Origin of the sequence: Pantoea sp. ICBG 985 (assembly GCF_002928365.1) — a bacterium.
Classification (GTDB): domain Bacteria; phylum Pseudomonadota; class Gammaproteobacteria; order Enterobacterales; family Enterobacteriaceae; genus Pantoea; species Pantoea dispersa.
In genome coordinates this window covers 1-22,329 of record NZ_POWM01000008.1, presented here as the reverse complement: position 1 = coordinate 22,329, position 22,329 = coordinate 1, and the positions used below count along the sequence as shown (strand labels likewise).

General features: G+C 58.5%; 21 protein-coding genes. 17 read left to right on the top strand and 4 right to left on the bottom strand.

The features are described 5' to 3' along the window. Positions 1-31: 31 nt before the first annotated feature. On the bottom strand, positions 32-871 hold the full coding sequence (locus tag C1Y42_RS20085) for a dienelactone hydrolase family protein (protein ID WP_104094216.1): 840 nt from the start codon (positions 869-871) through the stop codon (positions 32-34). Between the two features lie 301 nt (positions 872-1,172). Between C1Y42_RS20085 and udp the strand changes: the two genes are divergently transcribed. The 10 genes from udp to tatD all read left to right on the top strand — a co-directional run bounded on the left by udp (position 1,173) and on the right by tatD (position 10,560). Continuing rightward, complete coding sequence (gene udp / locus C1Y42_RS20080) at positions 1,173-1,934, top strand: uridine phosphorylase (protein WP_021506952.1); 762 nt, start codon at positions 1,173-1,175, stop codon at positions 1,932-1,934. Positions 1,935-2,034: 100 nt separating this feature from the next. Further along, positions 2,035-3,306, top strand: a complete 1,272-nt coding sequence (locus tag C1Y42_RS20075) for a hypothetical protein (RefSeq protein WP_104094215.1) — start codon at positions 2,035-2,037, stop codon at positions 3,304-3,306. A gap of 117 nt (positions 3,307-3,423) precedes the next feature. After that, positions 3,424-4,935: a DNA recombination protein RmuC gene (rmuC, locus tag C1Y42_RS20070; protein WP_104094214.1), complete on the top strand. Its 1,512-nt coding sequence runs from the start codon at positions 3,424-3,426 to the stop codon at positions 4,933-4,935. 75 nt (positions 4,936-5,010) lie between these two features. Next, positions 5,011-5,769 (top strand): bifunctional demethylmenaquinone methyltransferase/2-methoxy-6-polyprenyl-1,4-benzoquinol methylase UbiE, encoded by a 759-nt coding sequence (gene ubiE, locus C1Y42_RS20065; protein WP_021506949.1) that lies wholly within the window; start codon positions 5,011-5,013, stop codon positions 5,767-5,769. 6 nt (positions 5,770-5,775) lie between these two features. Next, positions 5,776-6,381 (top strand): SCP2 domain-containing protein, encoded by a 606-nt coding sequence (locus C1Y42_RS20060; protein WP_058758122.1) that lies wholly within the window; start codon positions 5,776-5,778, stop codon positions 6,379-6,381. Beyond that, entirely contained in the window at positions 6,378-8,015 is a 1,638-nt protein-coding gene (gene ubiB / locus C1Y42_RS20055) for a ubiquinone biosynthesis regulatory protein kinase UbiB (RefSeq protein ID WP_021506947.1), read from the top strand. The genes C1Y42_RS20060 and ubiB overlap by 4 nt, the downstream gene beginning before the upstream one ends. 110 nt (positions 8,016-8,125) lie before the next feature. Beyond that, a complete protein-coding gene (tatA, locus tag C1Y42_RS20050) occupies positions 8,126-8,368 on the top strand; it encodes a Sec-independent protein translocase subunit TatA (protein WP_010618194.1) in 243 nt (80 codons plus the stop codon). A 9-nt stretch (positions 8,369-8,377) separates the two neighbouring features. Then, the gene (tatB, locus tag C1Y42_RS20045) at positions 8,378-8,905 is read left to right on the top strand and encodes a Sec-independent protein translocase protein TatB (protein ID WP_104094213.1); all 528 of its coding nucleotides are present in this window, start codon (positions 8,378-8,380) and stop codon (positions 8,903-8,905) included. 2 nt (positions 8,906-8,907) lie between these two features. Further along, a complete protein-coding gene (gene tatC, locus C1Y42_RS20040) occupies positions 8,908-9,669 on the top strand; it encodes a Sec-independent protein translocase subunit TatC (RefSeq protein ID WP_021506945.1) in 762 nt (253 codons plus the stop codon). Positions 9,670-9,777: 108 nt separating this feature from the next. Continuing rightward, positions 9,778-10,560 (top strand): 3'-5' ssDNA/RNA exonuclease TatD, encoded by a 783-nt coding sequence (gene tatD, locus C1Y42_RS20035; RefSeq protein WP_058758125.1) that lies wholly within the window; start codon positions 9,778-9,780, stop codon positions 10,558-10,560. Here tatD and rfaH read toward each other — a convergent pair. Continuing rightward, positions 10,557-11,045, bottom strand: coding sequence for a transcription/translation regulatory transformer protein RfaH (rfaH, locus tag C1Y42_RS20030; protein WP_104094212.1), 489 nt, complete (start codon positions 11,043-11,045; stop codon positions 10,557-10,559). The genes tatD and rfaH overlap by 4 nt on opposite strands. Positions 11,046-11,254: 209 nt before the next feature. Between rfaH and pepE the strand changes: the two genes are divergently transcribed. From pepE to fre, 3 genes are all read left to right on the top strand, one after another. Further along, entirely contained in the window at positions 11,255-11,986 is a 732-nt protein-coding gene (gene pepE, locus C1Y42_RS20025; protein ID WP_104094211.1) for a dipeptidase PepE, read from the top strand. A gap of 73 nt (positions 11,987-12,059) precedes the next feature. After that, complete coding sequence (gene ubiD / locus C1Y42_RS20020) at positions 12,060-13,544, top strand: 4-hydroxy-3-polyprenylbenzoate decarboxylase (RefSeq protein WP_021506941.1); 1,485 nt, start codon at positions 12,060-12,062, stop codon at positions 13,542-13,544. A 31-nt stretch (positions 13,545-13,575) separates the two neighbouring features. After that, positions 13,576-14,277 carry an NAD(P)H-flavin reductase gene (gene fre, locus C1Y42_RS20015; RefSeq protein WP_021506940.1) on the top strand — a complete coding sequence of 234 codons (702 nt, stop codon included), beginning with the start codon at positions 13,576-13,578 and terminating at the stop codon, positions 14,275-14,277. Between the two features lie 87 nt (positions 14,278-14,364). Here the strand turns inward: fre and fadA are convergent, their stop codons facing one another. Continuing rightward, positions 14,365-15,528, bottom strand: a complete 1,164-nt coding sequence (fadA, locus tag C1Y42_RS20010) for an acetyl-CoA C-acyltransferase FadA (RefSeq protein WP_031279606.1) — start codon at positions 15,526-15,528, stop codon at positions 14,365-14,367. A gap of 10 nt (positions 15,529-15,538) precedes the next feature. Then, positions 15,539-17,722, bottom strand: a complete 2,184-nt coding sequence (gene fadB / locus C1Y42_RS20005) for a fatty acid oxidation complex subunit alpha FadB (protein WP_104094210.1) — start codon at positions 17,720-17,722, stop codon at positions 15,539-15,541. Between the two features lie 185 nt (positions 17,723-17,907). Here fadB and pepQ point away from each other — a divergent pair, with 185 nt between their 5' ends. Genes pepQ through hemG form a run of 4 tightly spaced genes read left to right on the top strand, consistent with a single transcriptional unit; the run spans position 17,908 to position 21,901 of the window. After that, the gene (gene pepQ / locus C1Y42_RS20000) at positions 17,908-19,239 is read left to right on the top strand and encodes a Xaa-Pro dipeptidase (RefSeq protein ID WP_058758128.1); all 1,332 of its coding nucleotides are present in this window, start codon (positions 17,908-17,910) and stop codon (positions 19,237-19,239) included. Continuing rightward, a complete protein-coding gene (locus tag C1Y42_RS19995; protein ID WP_021506936.1) occupies positions 19,239-19,856 on the top strand; it encodes an IMPACT family protein in 618 nt (205 codons plus the stop codon). The genes pepQ and C1Y42_RS19995 overlap by 1 nt, the downstream gene beginning before the upstream one ends. Before the next feature lie 27 nt (positions 19,857-19,883). Further along, positions 19,884-21,335, top strand: coding sequence for a Trk system potassium transporter TrkH (trkH, locus tag C1Y42_RS19990; protein ID WP_021506935.1), 1,452 nt, complete (start codon positions 19,884-19,886; stop codon positions 21,333-21,335). 17 nt (positions 21,336-21,352) lie between these two features. After that, positions 21,353-21,901, top strand: coding sequence for a menaquinone-dependent protoporphyrinogen IX dehydrogenase (gene hemG / locus C1Y42_RS19985; RefSeq protein WP_104094209.1), 549 nt, complete (start codon positions 21,353-21,355; stop codon positions 21,899-21,901). The last annotated feature ends 428 nt before the right edge of the window (positions 21,902-22,329 follow it).

Here is a 22,329-nt window from a genome sequence, read left to right as displayed (position 1 = left end):
GTTGAGTTGGGGGGCGCTGGCGCCCCTTTTTTTATTCCGCGTTTGGCGCGACGCCATACTGCTTAAACCACGCCAGCATGCGCTGCCAGCCATCCTGTGCGGAATCGGCGTGGTAGCTCGGACGATAGTCGGCGTTGAAGGCGTGGCCAGCTTCCGGATACACCACAATCTCGGCTTTGGCATTGGCCGCGTGCAGGGCCTGGCGCATCTTATCGATACTTTCCAGTGGAATGCTTTCATCCTGGCCGCCGTACAGGCCGAGCACCGGTGCGTTCAAATCCACTGCAATATCAATAGGATGTTTCTGCTGCTTCAGCGTTTTCTCGCCCTCCAGACGACCGTACCAGGCGGCGGCGGCGCGCACCTGCGGATTATGAGCGGCAAACAACCAGCTGATGCGACCGCCCCAGCAGAAACCGGTGATCGCCAGACGACGGATATCGCCGCCGTGGCGCGCCGCCCAGTTGGCCACGTGGTCGAGATCCGACAGTACCTGCGAATCCGGCACTTTGCTCACCAGCTCTTTGAACAGGGTGGGGATATCGTTGTAATCGTTGGGATCGCCTTCGCGGAAATAGAGCTCCGGCGCCACGGCGAGATAGCCTTCCAGTGCGAGACGGCGGCACAGATCGCGGATGTGCTCGTGCACGCCGAAAATTTCCTGCACCACCAGCACGACCGGCAGCGTGCCGCTAAACTGTTGCGGACGAGCATAATAAGCCGGCAGGTTCTCACCCTGGCTCGGCACGGACGTCTCGCCCGCGTGAATGGCATCGCTGGCGGTAATGATGGTGCTGTCTGCGGTGGGCTGCACCGCTGGCGCAAAGCCGTCGGTAGCGGATTTTTGTGCCATATTGTCTTCGGTTTTCATGGTTCTCTCCGTGCTAGCAAGTGCGCAATCACGTAACTATAGCCTGGCCTTACGGCAAGGCTGGCGTAGGGTACGGGGGATGGTTAACCTGATCTGCTTCTCTATTAACACTGCCTTTTACGGTTACACAGCACCGCTTGTAGCAATTCAGCGCAGCAGACCGCTAATATGTGATTAGAGTCACACAATATTTTTAGTTCAATGTAACTTTCATTATTGATAGTGAATTCAGTCACATATTTATCCGGGCCGCTGTCGTAAAGTGGCGCGCTTATTCCCCCTTATCTTCCAGGAGTCTGATATGGCCCAGTCTGACGTTTTCCACCTTGGCATCACCAAAGCCGATTTGAAAGGAGCCACGCTGGCGATTGTTCCTGGCGATCCGGAGCGCGTGAAGAAAATCGCAGCGCTGATGGAGAATCCACAGCACCTCGCGTCGCATCGTGAATTCACCACCTGGCTGGCGGAGATTGATGGCAAACCGGTGGTTGTCTGTTCCACCGGTATTGGCGGTCCGTCCACCTCTATCGCCGTTGAAGAGCTGGCGCAGCTGGGCGTGCGTACCTTCCTGCGTGTGGGTACCACCGGCGCGATTCAGCCACACATCAACGTGGGTGATGTGCTGGTGACCACCGCCTCGGTCCGTCTGGACGGTGCCAGCCTGCACTTTGCGCCGATGGAATTCCCGGCGGTGGCTGATTTCGCCTGCACCACCGCGCTGGTGGCCGCGGCAGAAGCCTGCGGTGCGACCACGCATATTGGTGTCACTGCCTCGTCAGACACCTTCTATCCTGGCCAGGAGCGCTACGACACCTTCTCCGGACGCGTAGTGAGCCGCTTCCAGGGCTCGATGAAAGAGTGGCAGCAAATGGGCGTACTTAACTATGAAATGGAATCCGCTACACTGTTAACCATGTGCGCCAGTCAGGGACTGCGTGCCGGCATGGTGGCTGGCGTCATCGTGAATCGCACGCAAAAAGAGATCCCGGATGCGGCCACTATGAAGCAGACAGAAAGCGATGCGGTGAAAATTGTGGTGGATGCCGCGCGTCGCTTACTTTAGCGCGCCAGTCAGGGAATGATTTCGAGACCAGGCTTATAGGGAGCTCAGCAATTGCCTGATTAGAATGCGCGCAATTTCAGCCGATTCTGAGAAATTTCCTATGCGCAAAACGATCTCTGTCCCACGTCCGGGTTTTACCAGCCGCCCTGCTGCAATGCAGGCCCGCGTTGAGAGTGCCGCCGCGCGGTTTCGTCAGGCAATGGCCGCGTCAGATTATCCTCTGGCGCGCCAGTGCTGCGAAGAAGTGCTGCGCGTCATGCCTAACCAGATGCAGGTGCTCAGCGACTACGCGCTGACGCTGATGCGCGTCGGCGAACATAAAAAATCCTACAAGATTTACCAGAAAATCTATCAGGCACCGGCGGCGCAGCGCGCGCAGGCGTCGGAAACCTGGCTGGATGGCCTGACGGAAGTGTGTGGCTGGCTGGATAAGACAGATGAAGTGGCGCGTTATGGCCTCGAATCGCTCACCCAATCTGACATGCGTTTCAGTCAGGGCGCGAAAGCGACTTTTCCCACACCGGCGCCTGCGCCGATTAACCGCAGCAATCCGGCAGAAAATATCATCTCCTTCAGCCTGTACGGCGGTCAGCCGCGCTACTGCGAAACCCTGATTAAAAACGTTGAGGTGGCGCGCGAGCTCTATCCGGACTGGATGTGTCGCATCTATCTCGACGATAGCGTGCCGCAGCACGTGTGGCAGCGCCTGACCCAGCCAAACACCCAGCTGGTGGATATGTCGCAGGAGAAAACCATTTTCCCTACGCTGTGGCGCTTTCTGGTGATGGACGATGCCAGCGTAAAACGCTACATCGTGCGCGATGCGGATTCGCTGCTGTCAGAGCGCGAAGTGGCGGCCGTCGATGCCTGGCTGGCTTCGCCATTCTGGTTCCACCACATGCGCGATTATTACTCGCACACCGAGCTGTTACTGGCCGGCATGTGGGGCGGCTGTCACGGCGTGTTTCACAATGTGGAGCAGCAGATGCGCGACTTTATCGCGCAGTATGACGGCAGCGAGCGCTTTACCGACCAGTACTTCCTCAAGGTAGCGCTGTGGCCGACGGTGCGCGACAGCATCCTCAATCACGACGATATCTTTCACTTCCACCACGCGCAGCCGTGGCCGGCGCATGCGCCGATTCGCTGGCAGACCGACAGCTTCCACGTCGGCAGCAACGCCGGTTTCGCCAGCATGGCCGGCAAAGTGGCCAACGCCGAAAATGGCCAGCAGCAGGTGGAGCTGACCTACGGCGGCAACAGCTGGTGCTATCCGGCGAAGGTGAAAAGCGACAGCGAATGGGTGCTGCCGATGCCGTTTTTCCTGATCGACGCCTGGAAAGCCGGCGACCTGACCGTGCGCGCCCTGTAGTTGCCCGGACGGTGCCTATCGCGCCCGCGATAAAATCCGCGGGTTGCCATGAATGTTCTGGACATTCATACAGTGGCGCTCTACCTTCTCCTCAGCGAGACGATCCGCGGGGGGATTATGGATCAGCAACTTATCATCAGCGGCGCGCTGGCGCTGGCCGGTTTGGGCATTGGCTGGATTATTGCCCAGCTGCGCGCCGGCCATCAGCACGCCAGCTTCACCACCGAACGCCGCCTGCTGGAACAGGCGCAGCAGCGTCAGCAGCAGCAGCTGGAACAGCTGCAACAACAACTGCAGCAGCGCGAACAGGAGCTGCGCCAGCTACACGGCACGCTAAGCGGCGCGCAGGAGCGCCTGCAGCAGCTGGATTACTGGCGGGCCGAGAGTGAACAGCTCAGCCGCGAACTGCGCAATCAGCTGGAAGTAAACAGCGCGCAGGAAGCCGAACTGCGGGAAGTCACCATTCGATTAGAAGAGACGCGTTTCGCCGCTGAGGAGAAGCAGCGTCTGCTGACCAACAGCGAACAGCGCCTGAGTGCGCAGTTTGAAAACCTCGCCAACCGAATCTTCGAAAACAGCGGAAAACGCGTCGACGAGCAGAACCGGCAGAGCCTCAACAGCCTGATCGGCCCGCTGCGCGAACAGCTGGACGGCTTCCGCCGCCAGGTCAACGATAGCTTCGGCCAGGAAGCACGTGAACGCCACACGCTGGCGCACGAGATTCGTCAGCTGCAGCAGCTCAACGCGCAGATGGCGCAGGAAGCGATCAACCTCACCAAAGCGCTGAAGGGCGACAATAAAATTCAGGGCAACTGGGGCGAAGTGGTGCTCAGCCGGGTGCTGGAGGCGTCGGGCCTGCGCGAAGGCTACGAGTACCAGACTCAGGTCAGCGTGCAGCTGGAGCAGCAGGGCCGTATGCAACCGGATGTGATTGTGCGTCTGCCGCAGGGTAAAGATGTGGTAATTGACGCCAAAATGACGCTGATTGCCTATGAGCGCTACTTCAACGCCGACGACGAGCTGACGCGCGAACAGGCGATTCAGGAGCACATCAACGCGGTGCGCGGCCATATCCGGCTGCTGGGGCGTAAAGATTATCAACAATTGCCCGGTTTACGCTCGCTGGATTATGTGCTGATGTTTATTCCGGTCGAACCGGCGTTTCTGCTGGCGATCGACCGCCAGCCGGAGCTGATCAGCGAAGCGCTGCAGCAAAACATTATGCTGGTCAGCCCGACCACGCTGCTGGTGGCGCTGCGCACCATTAATAATCTGTGGCGCTATGAGCATCAGAGCCGTAATGCCCAGCGCATCGCCGACCGCGCTGCGCGCTTGTACGACAAGATGCGGCTGTTTGTCGATGACATGAGCGGCATCGGGCATAGCCTCGACAAAGCGCAGCAGAGTTATCAGCTGGCGATGAAAAAGCTGGCGCAGGGGCGCGGCAACCTGATCGCCCAGAGTGAGTCGTTTCGTGCGCTTGGCGTAGAGATCAAACGGCCCATCAACCCCCAGCTGGCAGAGCAGGCGCAGCCCGACGCGGCGGATGATGCATGGGCCGATGATAGCGAGCCCGCTGAAAATGCGGCAGATTCTTCCGCCGCTTCCCTGCGCCGCATCAACGAATAACACGCCGGTGGCGTGCTCGGATCGCCCGACTCTGATACACTTCGGGAAGTATTGTTTGTGGAACAGGTAAAACCGATGGCAGATGAATCACAGCAGGAAACTACCCATTTTGGCTTTCAGACCGTCGCCAAAAGTGAAAAGGCCGATAAAGTCGCGGACGTGTTTCACTCCGTCGCGGCGAAATATGACCTGATGAACGATCTGATGTCGTTCGGCATCCATCGCGTCTGGAAGCGTTTTACCATCGACAGTAGCGGCGTGCGCCGCGGTCAGCGCGTCCTGGATCTGGCCGGCGGTACCGGCGATCTGACGGCAAAATTCTCGCGCCTGGTCGGTGAAACCGGTCAGGTGGTGCTGGCGGACATCAACAGCTCAATGCTGAAGATGGGACGCGAAAAGCTGCGCAATCTCGGCGTAACCGGCAACGTCAGCTACGTGCAGGCTAACGCAGAAGCGCTGCCGTTCCCGGATAACTATTTCGACTGCATCACCATCTCCTTCGGCCTGCGTAACGTGACCGAAAAAGAGAAGGCGCTGGCGTCGATGTTCCGCGTGCTCAAGCCAGGCGGTCGTCTGCTGGTGCTGGAGTTCTCTAAACCGGTTTTCGATCCGCTGAGCAAAGCCTACGACACTTACTCTTTCCACATTCTGCCGCGCATCGGCCAGCTGGTGGCAAAAGACGCGGAGAGTTATCGCTACCTGGCGGAGTCGATTCGTATGCATCCGGATCAGGAAACCCTGAAGGCGATGATGAACGACGCTGGCTTTGAAAATACCAGCTACTACAACATGACCGGCGGCATTGTGGCGCTGCATCGTGGCTTTAAGTTCTGATTAATCATGACTTTTACCCCTCTCATCACCGGCGGTCTTGAGACCGCCCTGAACCGTGTGTTGTACCGCGATCGCAGCCTGAAAACCGCACGCCAGCGTCTGGCCGGCAAAGTCCTGCTGCTGCGCCTGCAGGAGCTGGATTTTCCGCTGGTGCTGGTGTTCAGTGAAAACCAGCTGGATGTGCTGAGTGACTGGCAGGACCGCAGCGACTGCAGCGTCAGCCTGCGTTTCAGCACGCTGCCTAAGCTGCGCGATCGTCAGCAGCTGACCAGCCTGATTCGCAGCGGTGAGCTGGACGTGGAAGGCGATCTGCAGGTGGTACAGCAATTCTCCGCGCTGATGGATCTGGCTGAACTCGACCCGGCTGAATATCTCGCGCCGTGGGTGGGCGACATCGCGGCACAGGGCATCAGCCAGGCCGCTCAGCGTGCGCTGGCCCAGCTCAGACAGCAGGTCACCCGCCGTCAGGATTATCTGGGGCAGGTGCTGACCGAAGAGTGGCGCGTGGCACCGGGGGCGCTGGAGCAGGCGTGGTTTTGTGAGGAGGTAGAAGCGATGGAACGTGCGCTTAATGCGTTTGAGGCGCGTTTGGCACAGCTGGAGGCGAAATGACGCTGGGAGAAATTCGGCGCTTATACTTCATTATCAAAGTTTTTCTGACCTACGGGCTGGATGAACTGATTCCGCATATGCGCATTACGCTGCCGCTGCGGCTGTGGCGGCGCTGTGTTTTCTGGATCCCCAACCGGCACAAAGAAGCCGAGATGGGCATCCGTCTGCGTCTGGCCATGGAACAGCTCGGTCCGGTTTGGATCAAGTTCGGTCAGATGCTCTCGACGCGCCGCGACCTGTTCCCGCCGAAAATTGCAGATGAGCTGGCGATTCTGCAGGACCGTGTGGCGCCGTTCGATGGCGTGAAAGCCAAAGCGCAGATTGAGCGTTCGATTGGCGGCCCGGTAGAAACCTGGTTCGACGACTTCGATATCAAACCGCTGGCATCGGCTTCGATTGCCCAGGTGCATACCGCGACGCTGAAATCCAACGGCCGCGAAGTGGTGATCAAAGTGATTCGCCCGGATATCCTGCCGGTAATCAAAGCTGACATGAAGCTGATTTACCGCCTGGCGCGCTGGGTGCCACGTCTGCTGCCGGACGGTCGCCGTCTGCGTCCGATGGAAGTGGTGCGCGACTACGAAAAAACGCTGATTGATGAACTCAATCTGCTGCGTGAAGCTGCCAATGCGATTCAGCTGCGCCGCAACTTCGACCAGAGCCGCATGCTGTACGTGCCGGAAGTGTTTTCCGACTACTGCAGCGAAACCATGCTGGTGATGGAGCGCATTTACGGCATTCCTATCTCCGACGTTGCCACGCTGGAGCAGCACGGCGTCAACATGAAGTTGCTGGCCGAACGTGGCGTGCAGGTGTTCTTCACCCAGGTGTTCCGCGACAGCTTTTTCCACGCCGATATGCATCCCGGCAACATCTTCGTCAGCTACGAGCATCCGGAAGATCCACAGTACATCGGCATTGACTGCGGCATCGTTGGCTCGCTGAACAAAGAAGATAAGCGCTACCTGGCGGAAAACTTCATAGCCTTCTTCAACCGCGACTACCGCAAAGTGGCCGAGCTGCACGTCGACTCGGGCTGGGTACCGCCGGATACCAACGTGGAAGATTTTGAGTTCGCGATTCGCACGGTGTGCGAGCCGATTTTCGAAAAGCCGCTGGCGGAAATCTCCTTTGGTCACGTGCTGCTCAATCTGTTCAACACCGCGCGCCGTTTCAATATGGAAGTGCAGCCGCAGCTGGTGCTGTTGCAGAAAACCCTGCTGTACATCGAGGGCATCGGCCGTCAGCTCTATCCGCAGCTCGATCTGTGGAAAACCGCCAAGCCGTTCCTGGAGGACTGGATTAAGGATCAGATTGGCATTCCGGCCATCCTGCGGGCGGTGAAAGAGAAGGCGCCGTTCTGGGCAGAGAAACTGCCGGAGCTGCCGGAGCTTTTTTACGACAGTATGCGCCAGCACAAGTTATTGCAGCACAGTGTCGATAAACTCGTCACCGATTTGAACGCGCAGCGCACCCGTCATCATCAGGCACGTTATCTGTTTGGCGTCGGGGCTACACTGTTATTAAGTGGCACCGCCGTGCTGTTGAGCCGGCCTGACTGGGACTTCTTCCCGGCGCTGTTAATGGCCGCCGGCATCGTCACCTGGCTCATCGGCTGGCGCAAGACAAACTGATTGTCTGCCTGGTGCAAATCGCGTAATGTCGCAGGCTTAAGTCCGGGTAAAAACGGACTTTCTGTGCGTTACAGTTAACCGTTTTTCACAGAATATTAGAGGCATATCTCATGGGCGGTATCAGTATTTGGCAATTGTTAATCATTGCCGTCATTGTTGTACTTCTGTTCGGTACCAATAAGCTTCGTAACCTGGGTTCGGATTTAGGCTCTTCCATTCGCGGCTTCAAAAAAGCCATGAGCGATGAAGACGAGAAAAAGGATCAACCGAAAGAGCAGGACGCTGACTTCAACGCCAAACTGGCAGACAAACAGCACACCCCGGCGAGCAAAGACGACGCCCGGGACAAGTAAGGTAAAACTGTGTTCGATATTGGTTTTAGTGAACTGGTATTGGTGTTCGTGATCGGGCTGATTGTACTGGGCCCGCAGCGCTTACCGGTTGCGGTGAAAACCGTTGTTGGCTGGATCCGGGCCATTCGCTCGCTGGCTGCTAATGTGCAGAACGAACTGGCCCAGGAGCTGAAACTGCAGGAGCTGCAGGACAGCCTGAAAAAGGTCGAAGAGGCAGGACGCGGCACGCTGTCGCCGGAGCTGAAGCAATCCATGGAAGAGCTGCGTAAAACCGCGGACTCCATGAAGCGCTCGGTGCAGCAAAGCATCGATATCGAGAAAGCGGAAGATGAAGCCAACACCATTCATCAGCCGCCCGCTGCCGCGCCACAGCCCGCTGCCGCACCGCAGCCCGCAGAGCCGCACAGCGTCGTGACGCCGGCCAGCGCGGCACATCAGGCCAGCGCCCCGGCGCAGGCGCCGCAGCCTGCACCAGCCACCAGCCACAGCGACTCCGTCGCGCCTGCGTCCACTCCTCCCGTAAAAGATGAACGATAAACATGGCCGTTGAAGATACCCAACCGCTCATCAGCCACCTGATTGAGCTGCGCAAGCGTCTGCTGAACTGCATCATCGCGGTGTTTGTTATCTTCCTGTGTCTGGTTTACTTCGCCAACGACATCTATCACGCGGTGGCAGCACCGCTGATTAGCCAGATGCCCGCCGGCGCCAGCATGATCGCCACCGACGTGGCCTCACCGTTCTTTACGCCGATCAAACTGACCATCATTGTGTCGGTGTTTCTTGCGGTGCCGGTGATTCTTTATCAGGTCTGGGCGTTTGTCGCCCCCGCGCTGTATCGCCATGAGCGCCGCCTGGTGATGCCGCTGCTGTTCTCCAGTACGCTGCTGTTTTATGTCGGCGTGGCCTTTGCCTACTTCATTGTGTTCCCGCTGGCATTTGGCTTCTTCGCCAAAACCGCGCCGCAGGGCGTCACCATCGCCACGGACATCACTAACTACCTCGACTTTGTCATGACGCTGTTCATGGCGTTTGGCGTGGCGTTTGAGGTACCGATTGCCATCGTGCTGCTGTGCTGGACCGGCATTACCAGCCCGGACGATCTGAAAAAGAAACGGCCGTATATTCTGGTCGGCGCGTTCGTGGTTGGGATGTTGCTCACACCGCCGGACGTTTTCTCGCAAACTTTGCTCGCTATTCCGATGTACTGCCTGTTTGAAGTCGGCGTATTCTTCTCCCGCTACTATGTGGGTAAAGGACGTCAGGCGGCAGACGATGAGGAACAGAACCCCGACGCCTGATGTCTTTTATGCAGGGCATCCCGCTGATGGGGTGATGATGAATCTTAACCGCCCGCCTGCCGGGCGGTTTTTTCTATCCGTCGCTTGAAGACGGAATGGGGAGCAAACATGTTTGATATCGGTGTAAACCTGACCAGCACGCAATTCGCAAAAGATCGCGATCAGGTGGTAAAACGCGCGCGCGAAGCAGGCGTCACCGGCCTGTTAATCACCGGCACCAATGCCCTGGAGAGCCAGCAGGCGCGTCAGCTGGCGACCCGGCACGCGGGCTACTGCTGGTCGACCGCCGGCGTGCACCCGCATCATGCCAGCGAGTGGTCGGCGGAAACCGCCAGTACGCTGCGCCGGCTGGCTGACAGCGAGCAGGTGGTCGCGATTGGTGAATGCGGACTCGACTTCAACCGGAATCTTTCCGCGCACGAGCAGCAGGAGTACGCGTTTGATGCGCAGCTCCAGCTGGCGGCAGAACTGCAGCTGCCGGTGTTTTTACACTGTCGTGAGGCGCATGAACGTTTTCTGGCGGTGCTGCAGCCGTGGCTGCCGAAACTGGTGGGCGCGGTGGTGCACTGTTTTACCGGCACGCGTGACGAGCTGGAAGCCTGCCTGGCGCTGGGCTTATCGGTGGGCATTACCGGCTGGGTGTGCGATGAACGGCGCGGAATGGCACTGCGTGACATGCTGCCGCTGATTCCGGCAGATCGTCTGCTGCTGGAGACGGACGCGCCCTATCTGCTGCCGCGCGATATGCGACCGCGTCCGACCTCGCGCCGTAACGAACCCTGCTTTCTGCCGCATATCGTTCAGCAGGTGGCGCACTGGCGTGGTGAACAGCCAGACGCACTGGCGGCACGCGTCGACCACAACGCACGTCAGCTATTCAGGCTGGCTTAAACCTTACGGAACTGCTTGTTGTCCACGCTGCGCATCACCTGTTTATTCAGCAGGTTAAGCAGCAGGATTGAGCGGGTTTCGCCATCGGGCTCGGCAAAGATAGCGCGCAGCCCTTCAAAGGTGCCGTCGGTGATCAGCACTTCATCACCGACCTGCGGCGTTTCCGGATCCAGCAGGATCTGCGGCGCATCGGTTTGCAGCGCTTCGATCACTTCATACGGCACCGTGGCGGGCATGGCACCAAAGCGCACAAAGTGGCTGACGCCGCGCGTGCTGCTGATGGTGGTGGTGTGAATCGCTTCCGGATCGAATTCGATAAACAGATAGTTGGGAAACAGCGGCTCACTCACGGTGGTGCGTTTGCCGCGCACCATCTTCTCCAGAGCGATCATCGGGCTGAGGCAATTCACCTCCTGCCGCTCAAGATGCTCCTTCGCGCGCAACAGCTGACCACGTTTGCAATAGAGTAAGTACCAGGATTCCATAACTGCTCCCAAATAATGGACGCTAAGAATAACAAACCTGTTGTCAGAGTTATAGCGCATCGGCGGCCGGAAACCCGGTCACACAAGAAAAATCTCTACGAATTTTCCGATTGGTGCGGCGAACTAACGCTTTTCAGCAAGAAAATTGACGTCTGGCGATCATCTGTATCAGACTGCCAACCCATTAGGCGAAGAAAAAGGACGGGCTGATGGAACTGTTTTTACTGAGCAATGGCAAAGTGGCCGACGATGCGCCGCTGCTGAGCTATGCGCATCCGCAGCTGCACGCGATGATTGCCCAGCGCGGCATCACCTCGGCGGTGCTGGTGCCCTACGCCATTATTCGTGACGATCACGCCCAGCGTGCGCAGGCGTTGTCTCAGTCACTGGGCATTCCGGTGAGCACGGTACACGAGTTCGAGACACCGGTTGCGGCCATTGAGCAGGCGGAGCTGATTCTGGTGAGCGGCGGCAATACCTGGCTGCTGAACCAGATGCTGCACGAGCAGGGGCTGATCGTGGCGATTCAGCGCGCAGTGCGCGAGCGCGACGTCCCTTACGTTGGCTGGAGCGCAGGCTGCAATGTGGCGACACCGTCGATTCGCACCACCAATGATATGCCGGTACGCAGCAGCGTGGTGCTGCCTGCGCTGGGGCTGTTCCCGGTGCAAATCAATCCTCACTATCTGGATGCGCACGTCAGCGGCCATATGGGCGAAACCCGTGATGAGCGTCTGGCCGAATTCTGCACGGTGAATCCGCAAGAGTCGGTGATTGCGCTGCGGGAAGCCAGCTTCCTGCACGTCAGTGAGAACCGTCTGCGCTACTACAGCGCGCGCGGTGAAGATTTCAAAGTGTTCCGTCACGGTGAAGCGATTGCCGCTTATCACGATGTGCTGGCCCTGCAGTCGCTGGTGCCGTTTTCCTGTCAGCCCGCCTGACGCAGAAACTCAAACACGCTGGCGTGAACAAACTTATAATGACGCTTCACTCTGGCCGGAAGACTAACGCCGCATGAAATATCAGGATTTACGAGACTTTCTCGCGCTGCTGGAACAGCGCGGCGAGTTAAAGCGCATCACTCAGGAGATCGATCCTGTCCTCGAGATGACCGAAATCGCCGACCGCACGCTGCGGGCCGGTGGCCCGGCGCTGCTGTTCGAAAACCCGAAGGGCTACAGCATGCCGGTGCTGTGCAACCTGTTTGGCACGCCGAAGCGCGTAGCCATGGGTATGGGCCAGGAAGAGGTCAGCGCGCTGCGCGAGGTGGGTAAGCTGCTGGCGTTTCTGAAAGAGCCGGAGCCGCCGAAGGGGTTCCGCGATCTGTTCGATAAGATGCCGCAGTTCAAACAGGTGCTGAATATGCCGACCAAACGGCTGCGTAATGCGCCGTGTCAGGAAGAGATTTTCAGCGGTGACGAGGTCGATCTGGCGCGCATCCCGGTCATGAAATGCTGGCCGGGCGATGCGGCGCCGCTGATTACCTGGGGATTAACCGTCTCGCGTGGACCGCATAAAGAGCGGCAGAACCTCGGCATTTATCGTCAGCAGGTGATTGGTAAAAATCGGGTGATCATGCGCTGGCTGTCGCATCGCGGTGGCGCGCTGGATTTCCAGGAGTGGTGCAAAGCGCATCCCGGTGAACGCTTCCCGGTGGCGGTGGCGCTGGGCGCCGATCCGGCCACCATTCTTGGCGCGGTCACGCCGGTGCCGGATACGCTATCGGAATATGCGTTTGCCGGTCTGCTGCGCGGCAACAAAACCGAGGTGGTGAAGTGCGTCTCGAACGATCTGGAAGTGCCGGCCAGCGCCGAAATCGTGCTGGAAGGCTACATCGAACCGGGCGACATGGCGCCGGAAGGGCCGTACGGCGATCACACCGGCTACTACAATGAAGTAGACAGCTTCCCGGTGTTTACCGTGACGCACGTGACCCAGCGGCGCAACCCGATTTATCACTCCACCTACACCGGCCGTCCGCCGGATGAGCCCGCGGTACTGGGCGTGGCGCTGAACGAAGTGCTGGTGCCGATTCTGATCAAACAGTTCCCGGAGATTGTGGATTTCTATCTGCCGCCGGAAGGCTGCTCTTATCGCCTCGCGGTAGTGACGATTAAAAAACAGTATGCCGGTCACGCCAAGCGCGTGATGTTCGGCGTGTGGTCGTTCCTGCGCCAGTTTATGTACACCAAGTTTGTGATTGTGTGTGACGATGACGTCAACGCGCGTGACTGGAACGACGTGATTTGGGCCATCACCACGCGGATGGATCCGGCGCGTGATACGGTACTGGTAGAAAACACGCCAATTGACTATCTCGACTTCGCTTCGCCGGTTTCCGGACTTGGCTCGAAGATGGGACTGGATGCCACCAACAAGTGGCCGGGTGAAACCCAGCGTGAATGGGGGACGCCGATTGTGAAAGATCCTGCGGTTACGGCGCGTATTGATGCAATCTGGGATGAGTTAGCGATCTTTGCCGAGCCGCCGCAGCGCTGATAGCGGCTGAGAACCATAAAAAAGGGCACCTATGACGACGTTAAGCTGCAAAGTGACTTCGGTTGAAGCAATTACGGACACGGTTTACCGCGTGCGGTTAATTCCGGCGGCGGATTTTAGCTTCCGCGCCGGCCAGTATCTGATGGTGGTGATGGATGAGCGCGACAAGCGCCCGTTTTCGCTGGCATCGACGCCAATGGAAAAGGACATCATTGAGCTGCACATTGGTGCCTCAGAGCTGAACCTGTACGCCATGGCGGTGATGGATCGCATCAAAAATGATCGGCAGATCACCGTAGATATGCCGCACGGCGACGCCTGGCTGCGTGAAGACAGCGCGCGGCCGATTGTGCTGATTGCCGGCGGCACCGGCTTCTCCTATGCGCGTTCGATTCTGCTGACCGCGCTGGCGCAGCAGCCGGATCGCGACATCGCTATCTACTGGGGCGGCCGCGAGCTGAGACATCTGTACGATCTGGATGAGCTCAATGCGCTGGCGGTGAAGCATCCGAACCTGAAAGTGATTCCGGTGGTGGAGCAGCCGGCGGAGGACTGGCAGGGGCGCAGCGGCACGGTGCTGACCGCGGTGATGCAGGATTATGCCAGCCTGAGTGGACACGATATCTATATTGCTGGCCGGTTTGAGATGGCAAAAATTGCCCGCGAGCGCTTCTGTGCCGAACGTGGTGCGTTAGAAGCGCAGATGTATGGCGATGCGTTTGCCTTTATCTGATGTGTGATGCGGTGCGCATGCACGTGCCGCTGCAAAAAAAGCCCGCCCGGTTGGGCGGGAACACGTGCAAGTGTAGTGGTCAACGTATTAAACCCGTTCGAATACCGTCGCGATGCCCTGGCCTAAGCCAATGCACATGGTTGCCAGACCAAACTGTGCATCGCGTCGCTCCATCAGATTCAGCAACGTGGTGCTGATACGCGCGCCGGAACATCCCAGCGGATGCCCGAGTGCGATTGCGCCGCCGTTAAGGTTCACTTTCTCATCCAGCTGCTCCAGCAGCCCTAAATCTTTCAGGCACGGCAGCGTCTGCGCGGCGAAGGCTTCGTTGAGTTCGAACAGATCGATATCCTGCACGCTCAGCCCGGCGCGCTTCAGCGCCAGCTTACTGGCCGGTACCGGGCCGTAACCCATGATCGACGGATCGCAGCCGACCACCGCCATGCTGCGGATGCGTGCGCGCGGCGACAGCCCCAGTTCGCGCGCGCGGCTCTCGCTCATGATCAGCATGGCGGCCGCGCCGTCGGACAGCGCCGACGAACTGCCGGCGGTGACCGTGCCGTTGACCGGATCGAACGCCGGACGCAGCGCGGCTAAGCCTTCAAGGCTGGTGTCTTCGCGAATCACTTCATCGCTGTCATAGCGTTTCAGCACGCCATCGGCATCGTGGCCGTAGGTCGGCACGATTTCGCGTTTGAAATCACCGCGCTGAGTGGCGGCCGCAGCGCGCTGGTGTGAACGCAGCGCGAAGGCATCCTGCTGTTCACGGCTGATGTGGTGCATGCGCGCCAGCATCTCGGCGGTCAGCCCCATCATGCCAGCCGCTTTCGCCACGGTGCGCCCCAGGCCGGGATGAAAATCCACGCCGTGGTTCATCGGTACGTGGCCCATATGTTCCACGCCGCCAATCAGACAGCTGTGGGCATCGCCGACCATAATCGCGCGCGCCGCATCGTGCAGCGCCTGCATGGACGAGCCGCACAGGCGATTGACGGTACTGGCCGGCACGCGATGCGGGATCTCCGCCAGCAGCGCGGCGTTGCGGGCGATATTAAAGCCCTGTTCCAGCGTCTGCTGCACGCAGCCCCAGATAATGTCATCCAGCGCGGCGGCATCGACGGCCGGATTGCGGCTGAGGAGTTCGCGCATCAGATGGGCGGAGAGATCCTCGGCGCGCACCTGGCGAAAGGCGCCGCCTTTGGAACGGCCCATCGGCGTGCGCACGGCATCAACAATCACTACGTTTTCCATGTTCATTACCTCAGGCAGTTTGCAGCGCCGCTGCATCAATCGGTTGAGCGACGGGATACCAGCTCTGATGCTGATGGGCTTTCTGAACCAGCAGCTCAGGCAGCGCGTACAGTGGGCCGAGCGCGAGGTAGCGTTTAGCCTGATCGACGACATTGCTGATACCCAGCGTGTCCATATAGCGGAACGCGCCACCGCGGAACGGCGGGAAGCCTAAGCCATACACCAGCGCCATATCCGCCTCGGCGGGGGAAGCGATGATGTTTTCTTCGAGGCAGCGCACCACTTCGTTGAGCATCGGCAGCATCATGCGGTTGGCGATCTCTTCATCGCTGAATACCCGCTTCGGTTCACATACCGGCTCCAGCAGCGCATCGACATCTGCATCGGCGCGCTTCTGCGCTTTGCCTTTTTTGTCCTGTTCCCAGCGGTAAAAGCCCTGGCCATTTTTCTGGCCGTAGCGTTTGGCTTCAAACAGCACATCAATGGCATCGCGGTAATCTTTCTGCATCCGCGACGGGAAGCCCTGCGCCATCACCTGTTGCGCATGATGCGCGGTATCAATGCCCACCACGTCCAGCAGCCACGCCGGCCCCATCGGCCAGCCAAACTGCTTCTCCATCACTTTATCGATCTGGCGGAAATCCGCGCCGTCGCGCAGTAGCAGGCTGAAGGCGGCAAAGTAGGGGAACAGCACGCGGTTCACAAAGAAGCCGGGGCAGTCATTGACCACAATCGGCGTTTTACCCATCTTGCTGGCCCACGCCACCACTTTACTGATAGTGGCTTCAGAAGTTTGCGCACCGCGAATCACTTCGACCAGCGGCATACGCGGCACCGGATTAAAGAAGTGCATGCCGCAGAAATTTTGCGGACGCTGCAGCGCCTGCGCCAGCTGGCTAATCGGAATGGTGGAGGTATTCGAGGCCAGCACGGCATCATCCCGCAGCTGCTGCTCGGTTTCAGCCAGCACTTTGGCTTTAATTTGCGGATTCTCGACCACCGCTTCGACCACCACATCGGCACGATCAAAGCCGCTGTAATCCAGCGTCGGCTGAATGCTCGCCAGCACACTCGCCAGCTTCGTGCCGTCGATTTTGCCGCGCTCCAGCTGCTTATTAAGTAGCTTGCTGGCTTCATTCATGCCCAGCGTCAGCGCCTGCGGATTAATATCTTTCATCTTCACCGGCACGCCTTTCCAGGCCGACTGCCAGGCGATCCCGCCGCCCATGATCCCTGCGCCCAGTACCGCCGCCTGCTCTGGCGTGCCGGCCGCGCTGCTGTGTTTCTTCGCCAGCCCTTTTACGTACTGGTCATTGAGGAAGATGCCGACCAGCGCGCGTGCCACATCACTCTGCGCCAGCGGCACAAAAGCAGCGGTTTCCAGCTTCAGCGCATCATCACGACCTAAGCCCGCTGCCGCTTCGATGGTTCGCACCGCGGCGATCGGCGCCGGATAGTGTTTACCGGCGGTTTGCTGCACCATGCTTTTGGCGAGGGTAAAACTCATCGCAGCTTCAATCGGACTCAGCTTAAGCGGTGCCAGCTTCGGCGCACGACGCGCCTGCCAGCTGCCCTGGGCTATGGCATCCTGCAGCATGGTCAGCGCCGCGCTGCGCAGCTTCTCGCCGCTGACCACCGCATCCACCAGACCGAGCTTCAGCGCGCTCGCGCCATCAATATCTTTGCCGGCGGCGATGATCTCCAGCGCGCTGTCGGCACCGAGCAGGCGCGGCAGACGCACGCTGCCGCCGAAGCCCGGCATAATGCCGAGTTTGGTTTCCGGCAGGCCAATGCGCGCGGTGGGCGTGGCCACGCGGAAGTCGGTTGCCAGCACACACTCGCAGCCCCCGCCCAGTGCGTAGCCGTCAATGGCGGCGATCGTCGGCACCGGCAAATCTTCCAGACGATTAAAGATGCTGTTGGCGAATGTCAGCCACTGGCTGAGCTGCTCAGCGGGCGCATCAAACAGCGACAGGAATTCTGTGATATCCGCCCCGACAATAAACGCCGGTTTGGCGGAAGAGAGCAGCAGGCCGCGCAGCGTGCTTTGCTGCTCCAGTACGCTCAGCGCCTCGCCTAAGGCGGCGACGGTTTTGGTATCAAGTTTGTTCACCGAACCGGGCGCATCAAAAACCAGCTCGGCGATGCCATCGTCAAGCCAGTGCACTGAAAGGGTATCGCCTTGGTAGAGCATGTCCGTCTCCTGAAACGCGAAAGGTGATCTGGTCATACCAGATGATCAGGAGTGTGGGTGTCATGTTAATTTTTTGCAAACGAGAGTTTGCTTATTTGATACGGCGATCACAGCGCGCGCAGCACGGCATCCCCCGCGCGGCTGTGCTACACTGCCGCCACTTTCGCGACATCGGAGACAAGTCCATGGATTCACTGAAAACCCTGTATCACGCGCATATCTCAACGCTGCAGCAGCGTGCGCAACAGGTGCTGGCGCGCTTTAAGCTGGACGCCATGCTAATTCATTCAGGCGAGTTGCTGACCGTATTTCTTGACGATCATGACTATCCGTTTAAGGTGAATCCCCAGTTTAAAGCCTGGGTGCCAGTGACGCAGGTGCCCAACTGCTGGCTGTGGATCGATGGCGTGAATAAACCCAAACTGTGGTTCTACTCGCCGGTCGATTACTGGCACAACGTCGAGCCACTGCCGGACAGCTTCTGGACCCAGGATGTCGAGGTCATCGGCCTGAAAAACGCTGACGATATCGCTCAGCTGTTGCCGGCACAGCGCGACAATGTGGCCTATATCGGGCCGGTACCGTCCCGCGCCACCCAACTGGGCATCCGCAGCGAGGGGATCAATCCTCAGGGCGTCATCGACTTCCTGCATTATCATCGCAGCATCAAAACCGATTACGAGCTGGCCTGTATGCGCGAAGCGCAGAAGCTGGCGGTGGCAGGCCATCGCGCAGCGAAAGAGGCGTTCTTCTCCGGCATGAGCGAGTTTGATATCAATCTTGCCTATCTGACCGCCACCGGCCACCGTGACATTGATGTACCGTATGGCAATATCATCGCGCTGAATGAACATGCTGCGGTGTTGCACTACACCCGGCTTGACCATCAGCCGCCGGCGAAACGTCACAGCTTCCTGATTGATGCCGGCGCAGAGTATCTTGGCTATGCGGCAGACCTGACGCGCAGCTACGCGGCGCAGAGCAAAACGCGCTACGCGGAAATGGTTGCCGCGATGAATAAAGAAGAGCTGGCGCTGATCGCCACGCTGAAAGCTGGCGTGCGCTATACCGATTACCATCTGCAAATGCATCAGCGTATCGCGCGTCTGCTGCTGAAGTTTGAACTGGTGCAGGGGCTGAGCGAAGAGACGCTGGTGGCGGAAAACCTCACCGGCCCCTTCATGCCGCACGGTCTCGGCCATCCGCTGGGCCTGCAGGTGCACGACGTTGCCGGGTTTATGCAGGACGACAGCGGCACGCATCTGGCGGCGCCATCGCAGTATCCTTATCTGCGCTGTACGCGGGTACTGCAGCCGGGCATGGTGCTGACCATTGAACCGGGCTTCTATATTATCGATTCACTGCTGGCGCCGCTGCGCAGCGGTAAGTTTAGTCAGCACTTTGACTGGCAGGCGATTGATGCCCTGAAGCCGTACGGGGGCATTCGTATCGAGGATAATGTGGTGATTCACGCCAGCCGCATCGAAAACATGACGCGTGACTTGCATCTGGCCTGATGGACGCTTACGACATTCCCGCTGAGGCCGTCAGTCTCAGCGAGGAGACCATCAAAAAGAGCCGCTTTATTACCCTGCTGGCGCATACCGATGGGGTGGCCGCTGCGCGCGCCTTTGTGCAGCAGGTAAAGCACGAACACCCGACCGCGCGGCATCACTGCTGGGCCTGGGTGGCAGGCGCGCCCGATGATTCACAACAGCTGGGGTTTTCTGACGATGGCGAACCCTCCGGCACGGCCGGTAAGCCGATGCTGGCGCAGCTGATGGGCAGTGGCGTGGGCGAGATCACCGCCGTGGTGGTGCGCTATTATGGCGGTATCATGCTGGGCACCGGCGGGCTGGTAAAAGCCTACGGTGGCGGCGTGCAGCAGGGGCTGAAGCTGCTGGCGCGCCAGCGCAAAGTGCCGATGCAACGTTTTACCCTGCAGTGTGACTATGCGCAGCTGAGCGATATAGAGCGCCTGCTGCAGCGTTTTGACGGCAGCATTGAACAGAGCCATTATCAGGATCGCATTACGCTACGTCTGGCGTTGCCCCATCCGCAGATTGATGGCTTCAGGCAAAACCTTTCTGATTACAGCCGGGGCGCTTTGGCGCTGATCCCGCTGGACAACTAACCGCATCTGTTTAAAGGAAACGGCTGAATGCATTTTCGCGCCATTACCCGCATCGTGGGCCTGCTGGTGATTCTGTTCTCGGTAACCATGATCCTGCCAGGCTTAGTGGCCCTGATTTATCGCGACGGTGCCGGGCGCGCGTTCAGTCAGACGTTTATGATGGCGATCGTCATCGGTTCGCTGCTGTGGTGGCCCAACCGCAAACAAAAAAGTGAGCTGAAACCGCGTGAAGGCTTTCTGATTGTGGTGCTGTTCTGGACCGTACTGGGCAGCGTGGGGGCAATGCCGTTTATCTTCGCCGAGCAGCCACACCTGTCGGTGACCGACGCCTTCTTCGAATCCTTCTCGGGCTTAACCACCACCGGTGCCACTACGTTAGTAGGGCTCGACTCGCTGCCGAAAGCGATTCTGTTCTATCGTCAGATGCTGCAGTGGCTTGGCGGCATGGGGATCATCGTGCTGGCGGTGGCCATTCTGCCGATTCTCGGCGTCGGCGGCATGCAGCTGTACCGCGCCGAGATGCCGGGACCGCTGAAAGATAACAAAATGCGCCCGCGCATTGCCGAAACGGCGAAAACCCTGTGGTTGATTTACGTGCTGCTGACGGTGGCCTGTGCGCTGGCGCTGTGGCTGGCGGGCATGCCGATGTTTGATGCTATCGGCCACAGCTTCTCGACCATCGCCATCGGCGGTTTTTCTACCCATGATGCCAGCATCGGCTACTTCAATAGCCCGACCATTAATACCATCGTGGCGATTTTCCTGCTGATCTCCGGCTGTAACTACGGCCTGCACTTCTCGTTGCTCAGCGGGCGAAACCTGAAAGTTTACTGGCGCGATCCGGAATTCCGCATGTTCATTGGCGTGCAGCTGACGCTGGTGCTGATTTGTACCCTGGTGCTGTGGTTCCATAATGTCTATTCCAGCGGCTGGCAAACCCTCAATCAGGCGTTTTTCCAGGTGGTATCGATGGCGACGACGGCGGGCTTTACCACCGACAGTATTGCGCGCTGGCCGCTGTTCCTGCCGGTGCTGCTGCTGTGTTCAGCCTTTATCGGCGGTATGGCGGGTTCGACCGGCGGTGGCCTGAAGGTGATTCGTATTCTGCTGCTGTGCAAGCAAGGGTCGCGCGAACTGAAACGCCTGGTGCATCCCAATGCGGTCTATACCATTAAACTGGGGAATCGTGCGCTGCCGGAACGTATTCTCGAAGCGGTGTGGGGCTTTTTCTCGGCTTACGCGCTGGTGTTTCTGGTCAGCATGCTGGCGATTATCGCCACCGGCGTGGATGACTTCTCGGCCTTCGCCGCGGTGGCGGCGACGCTGAATAACCTTGGCCCGGGTCTGGGTGTGGTGGCAGATAACTTCACGTCGATGAATGATGTCGCCAAGTGGATTTTAATCTCCACCATGCTGTTTGGACGCCTTGAAGTGTTCACGCTGCTGGTGCTGTTCACGCCCACCTTCTGGCGCGAATAATAAAACAGGAATGAGTGATGAAAGCGTTAATTCTTTATTCCAGCCGCGACGGGCAAACCCGTGAAATCGCGGCGCGTATTGCCCGCACGCTGACACCGCAGCAGCTGTGTGATGTGCTGGATCTGGCGCAGGCACCGCAGGTGGAGTGGGCACAATATGATCGCGTGCTGATTGGCGCCTCGATTCGCTATGGTCACTTCCAGCCCGAGCTGATGAGATTCGTCACGCAATATAAGGCGGAACTGCAGCAGCGCGTTAGCGGCTTTTTCAGCGTCAATCTTACTGCGCGCAAAGCCGATAAGTGCACGCCGGAAACCAATGCCTATACGCGTAAGTTCCTGGCGCAGTCACCGTGGCAACCGGATCGCTGTGCGGTGTTTGCCGGTGCGTTGCGCTATCCACGCTATCGCTGGTTCGATCGCGTCATGATTCAGTTCATTATGCGTATGACTGGCGGCGAAACGGATACCACCAAAGAAGTTGAATACACTGACTGGCAGCAAGTCACGCTTTTTGCCCAGGATTTCGCACAGTTACCAGGCAAATTGCCGCAAAATAACGCGTAGTGGTGAAATTTAGGCCGAACGATCATTTTTTTGCAATAAACCCTTGTCAGCCAGAATTAACTCCCTATAATGCGCCACCACTGAGACGGCAAAGCGGCAACGCAGACGGCTCAGCAGGGCGTGAAGTGATTCACCCCGCCGGAGAAAAACGCTGAAAAAAGTGTTTGACTCTGAAGGAGGAAAGCGTAATATACGCCACCTCGCGACAGCAGGCCGAACGCCGCGTCGCACCGCTCTTTAACAATTTATCAGACAATCTGTGTGGGCACTCGCAGGATTGATATCACAAGCCTACGGGCTTTAAAAAATATCAAGTCTTTGCTGAGTGAACACGTAATTCATTACGAAGTTTAATTCACAGAGCATCGCTGCACTCGTTGCAGCAAATCAAACTTTAAATTGAAGAGTTTGATCATGGCTCAGATTGA

Excerpts from the sequence above, each read along its gene's own strand:
- tatD (WP_058758125.1), top strand. The coding sequence starts at position 9,778 with ATGTTTGATATCGGTGTAAACCTGACCAGCACGCAATTCGCAAAAGAT.
- fadB (WP_104094210.1), bottom strand. The coding sequence starts at position 17,722 with ATGCTCTACCAAGGCGATACCCTTTCAGTGCACTGGCTTGACGATGGC.
- ubiE (WP_021506949.1), top strand. The coding sequence starts at position 5,011 with ATGGCAGATGAATCACAGCAGGAAACTACCCATTTTGGCTTTCAGACC.
- rfaH (WP_104094212.1), bottom strand. The coding sequence starts at position 11,045 with ATGGAATCCTGGTACTTACTCTATTGCAAACGTGGTCAGCTGTTGCGC.
- fre (WP_021506940.1), top strand. The coding sequence starts at position 13,576 with ATGACGACGTTAAGCTGCAAAGTGACTTCGGTTGAAGCAATTACGGAC.
- tatA (WP_010618194.1), top strand. The coding sequence starts at position 8,126 with ATGGGCGGTATCAGTATTTGGCAATTGTTAATCATTGCCGTCATTGTT.
- C1Y42_RS19995 (WP_021506936.1), top strand. The coding sequence starts at position 19,239 with ATGGACGCTTACGACATTCCCGCTGAGGCCGTCAGTCTCAGCGAGGAG.
- fadA (WP_031279606.1), bottom strand. The coding sequence starts at position 15,528 with ATGGAAAACGTAGTGATTGTTGATGCCGTGCGCACGCCGATGGGCCGT.
- trkH (WP_021506935.1), top strand. The coding sequence starts at position 19,884 with ATGCATTTTCGCGCCATTACCCGCATCGTGGGCCTGCTGGTGATTCTG.
- C1Y42_RS20060 (WP_058758122.1), top strand. The coding sequence starts at position 5,776 with ATGACTTTTACCCCTCTCATCACCGGCGGTCTTGAGACCGCCCTGAAC.
- hemG (WP_104094209.1), top strand. The coding sequence starts at position 21,353 with ATGAAAGCGTTAATTCTTTATTCCAGCCGCGACGGGCAAACCCGTGAA.
- C1Y42_RS20075 (WP_104094215.1), top strand. The coding sequence starts at position 2,035 with ATGCGCAAAACGATCTCTGTCCCACGTCCGGGTTTTACCAGCCGCCCT.
- tatC (WP_021506945.1), top strand. The coding sequence starts at position 8,908 with ATGGCCGTTGAAGATACCCAACCGCTCATCAGCCACCTGATTGAGCTG.
- udp (WP_021506952.1), top strand. The coding sequence starts at position 1,173 with ATGGCCCAGTCTGACGTTTTCCACCTTGGCATCACCAAAGCCGATTTG.
- ubiB (WP_021506947.1), top strand. The coding sequence starts at position 6,378 with ATGACGCTGGGAGAAATTCGGCGCTTATACTTCATTATCAAAGTTTTT.
- ubiD (WP_021506941.1), top strand. The coding sequence starts at position 12,060 with ATGAAATATCAGGATTTACGAGACTTTCTCGCGCTGCTGGAACAGCGC.
- pepQ (WP_058758128.1), top strand. The coding sequence starts at position 17,908 with ATGGATTCACTGAAAACCCTGTATCACGCGCATATCTCAACGCTGCAG.
- rmuC (WP_104094214.1), top strand. The coding sequence starts at position 3,424 with ATGGATCAGCAACTTATCATCAGCGGCGCGCTGGCGCTGGCCGGTTTG.
- C1Y42_RS20085 (WP_104094216.1), bottom strand. The coding sequence starts at position 871 with ATGAAAACCGAAGACAATATGGCACAAAAATCCGCTACCGACGGCTTT.
- pepE (WP_104094211.1), top strand. The coding sequence starts at position 11,255 with ATGGAACTGTTTTTACTGAGCAATGGCAAAGTGGCCGACGATGCGCCG.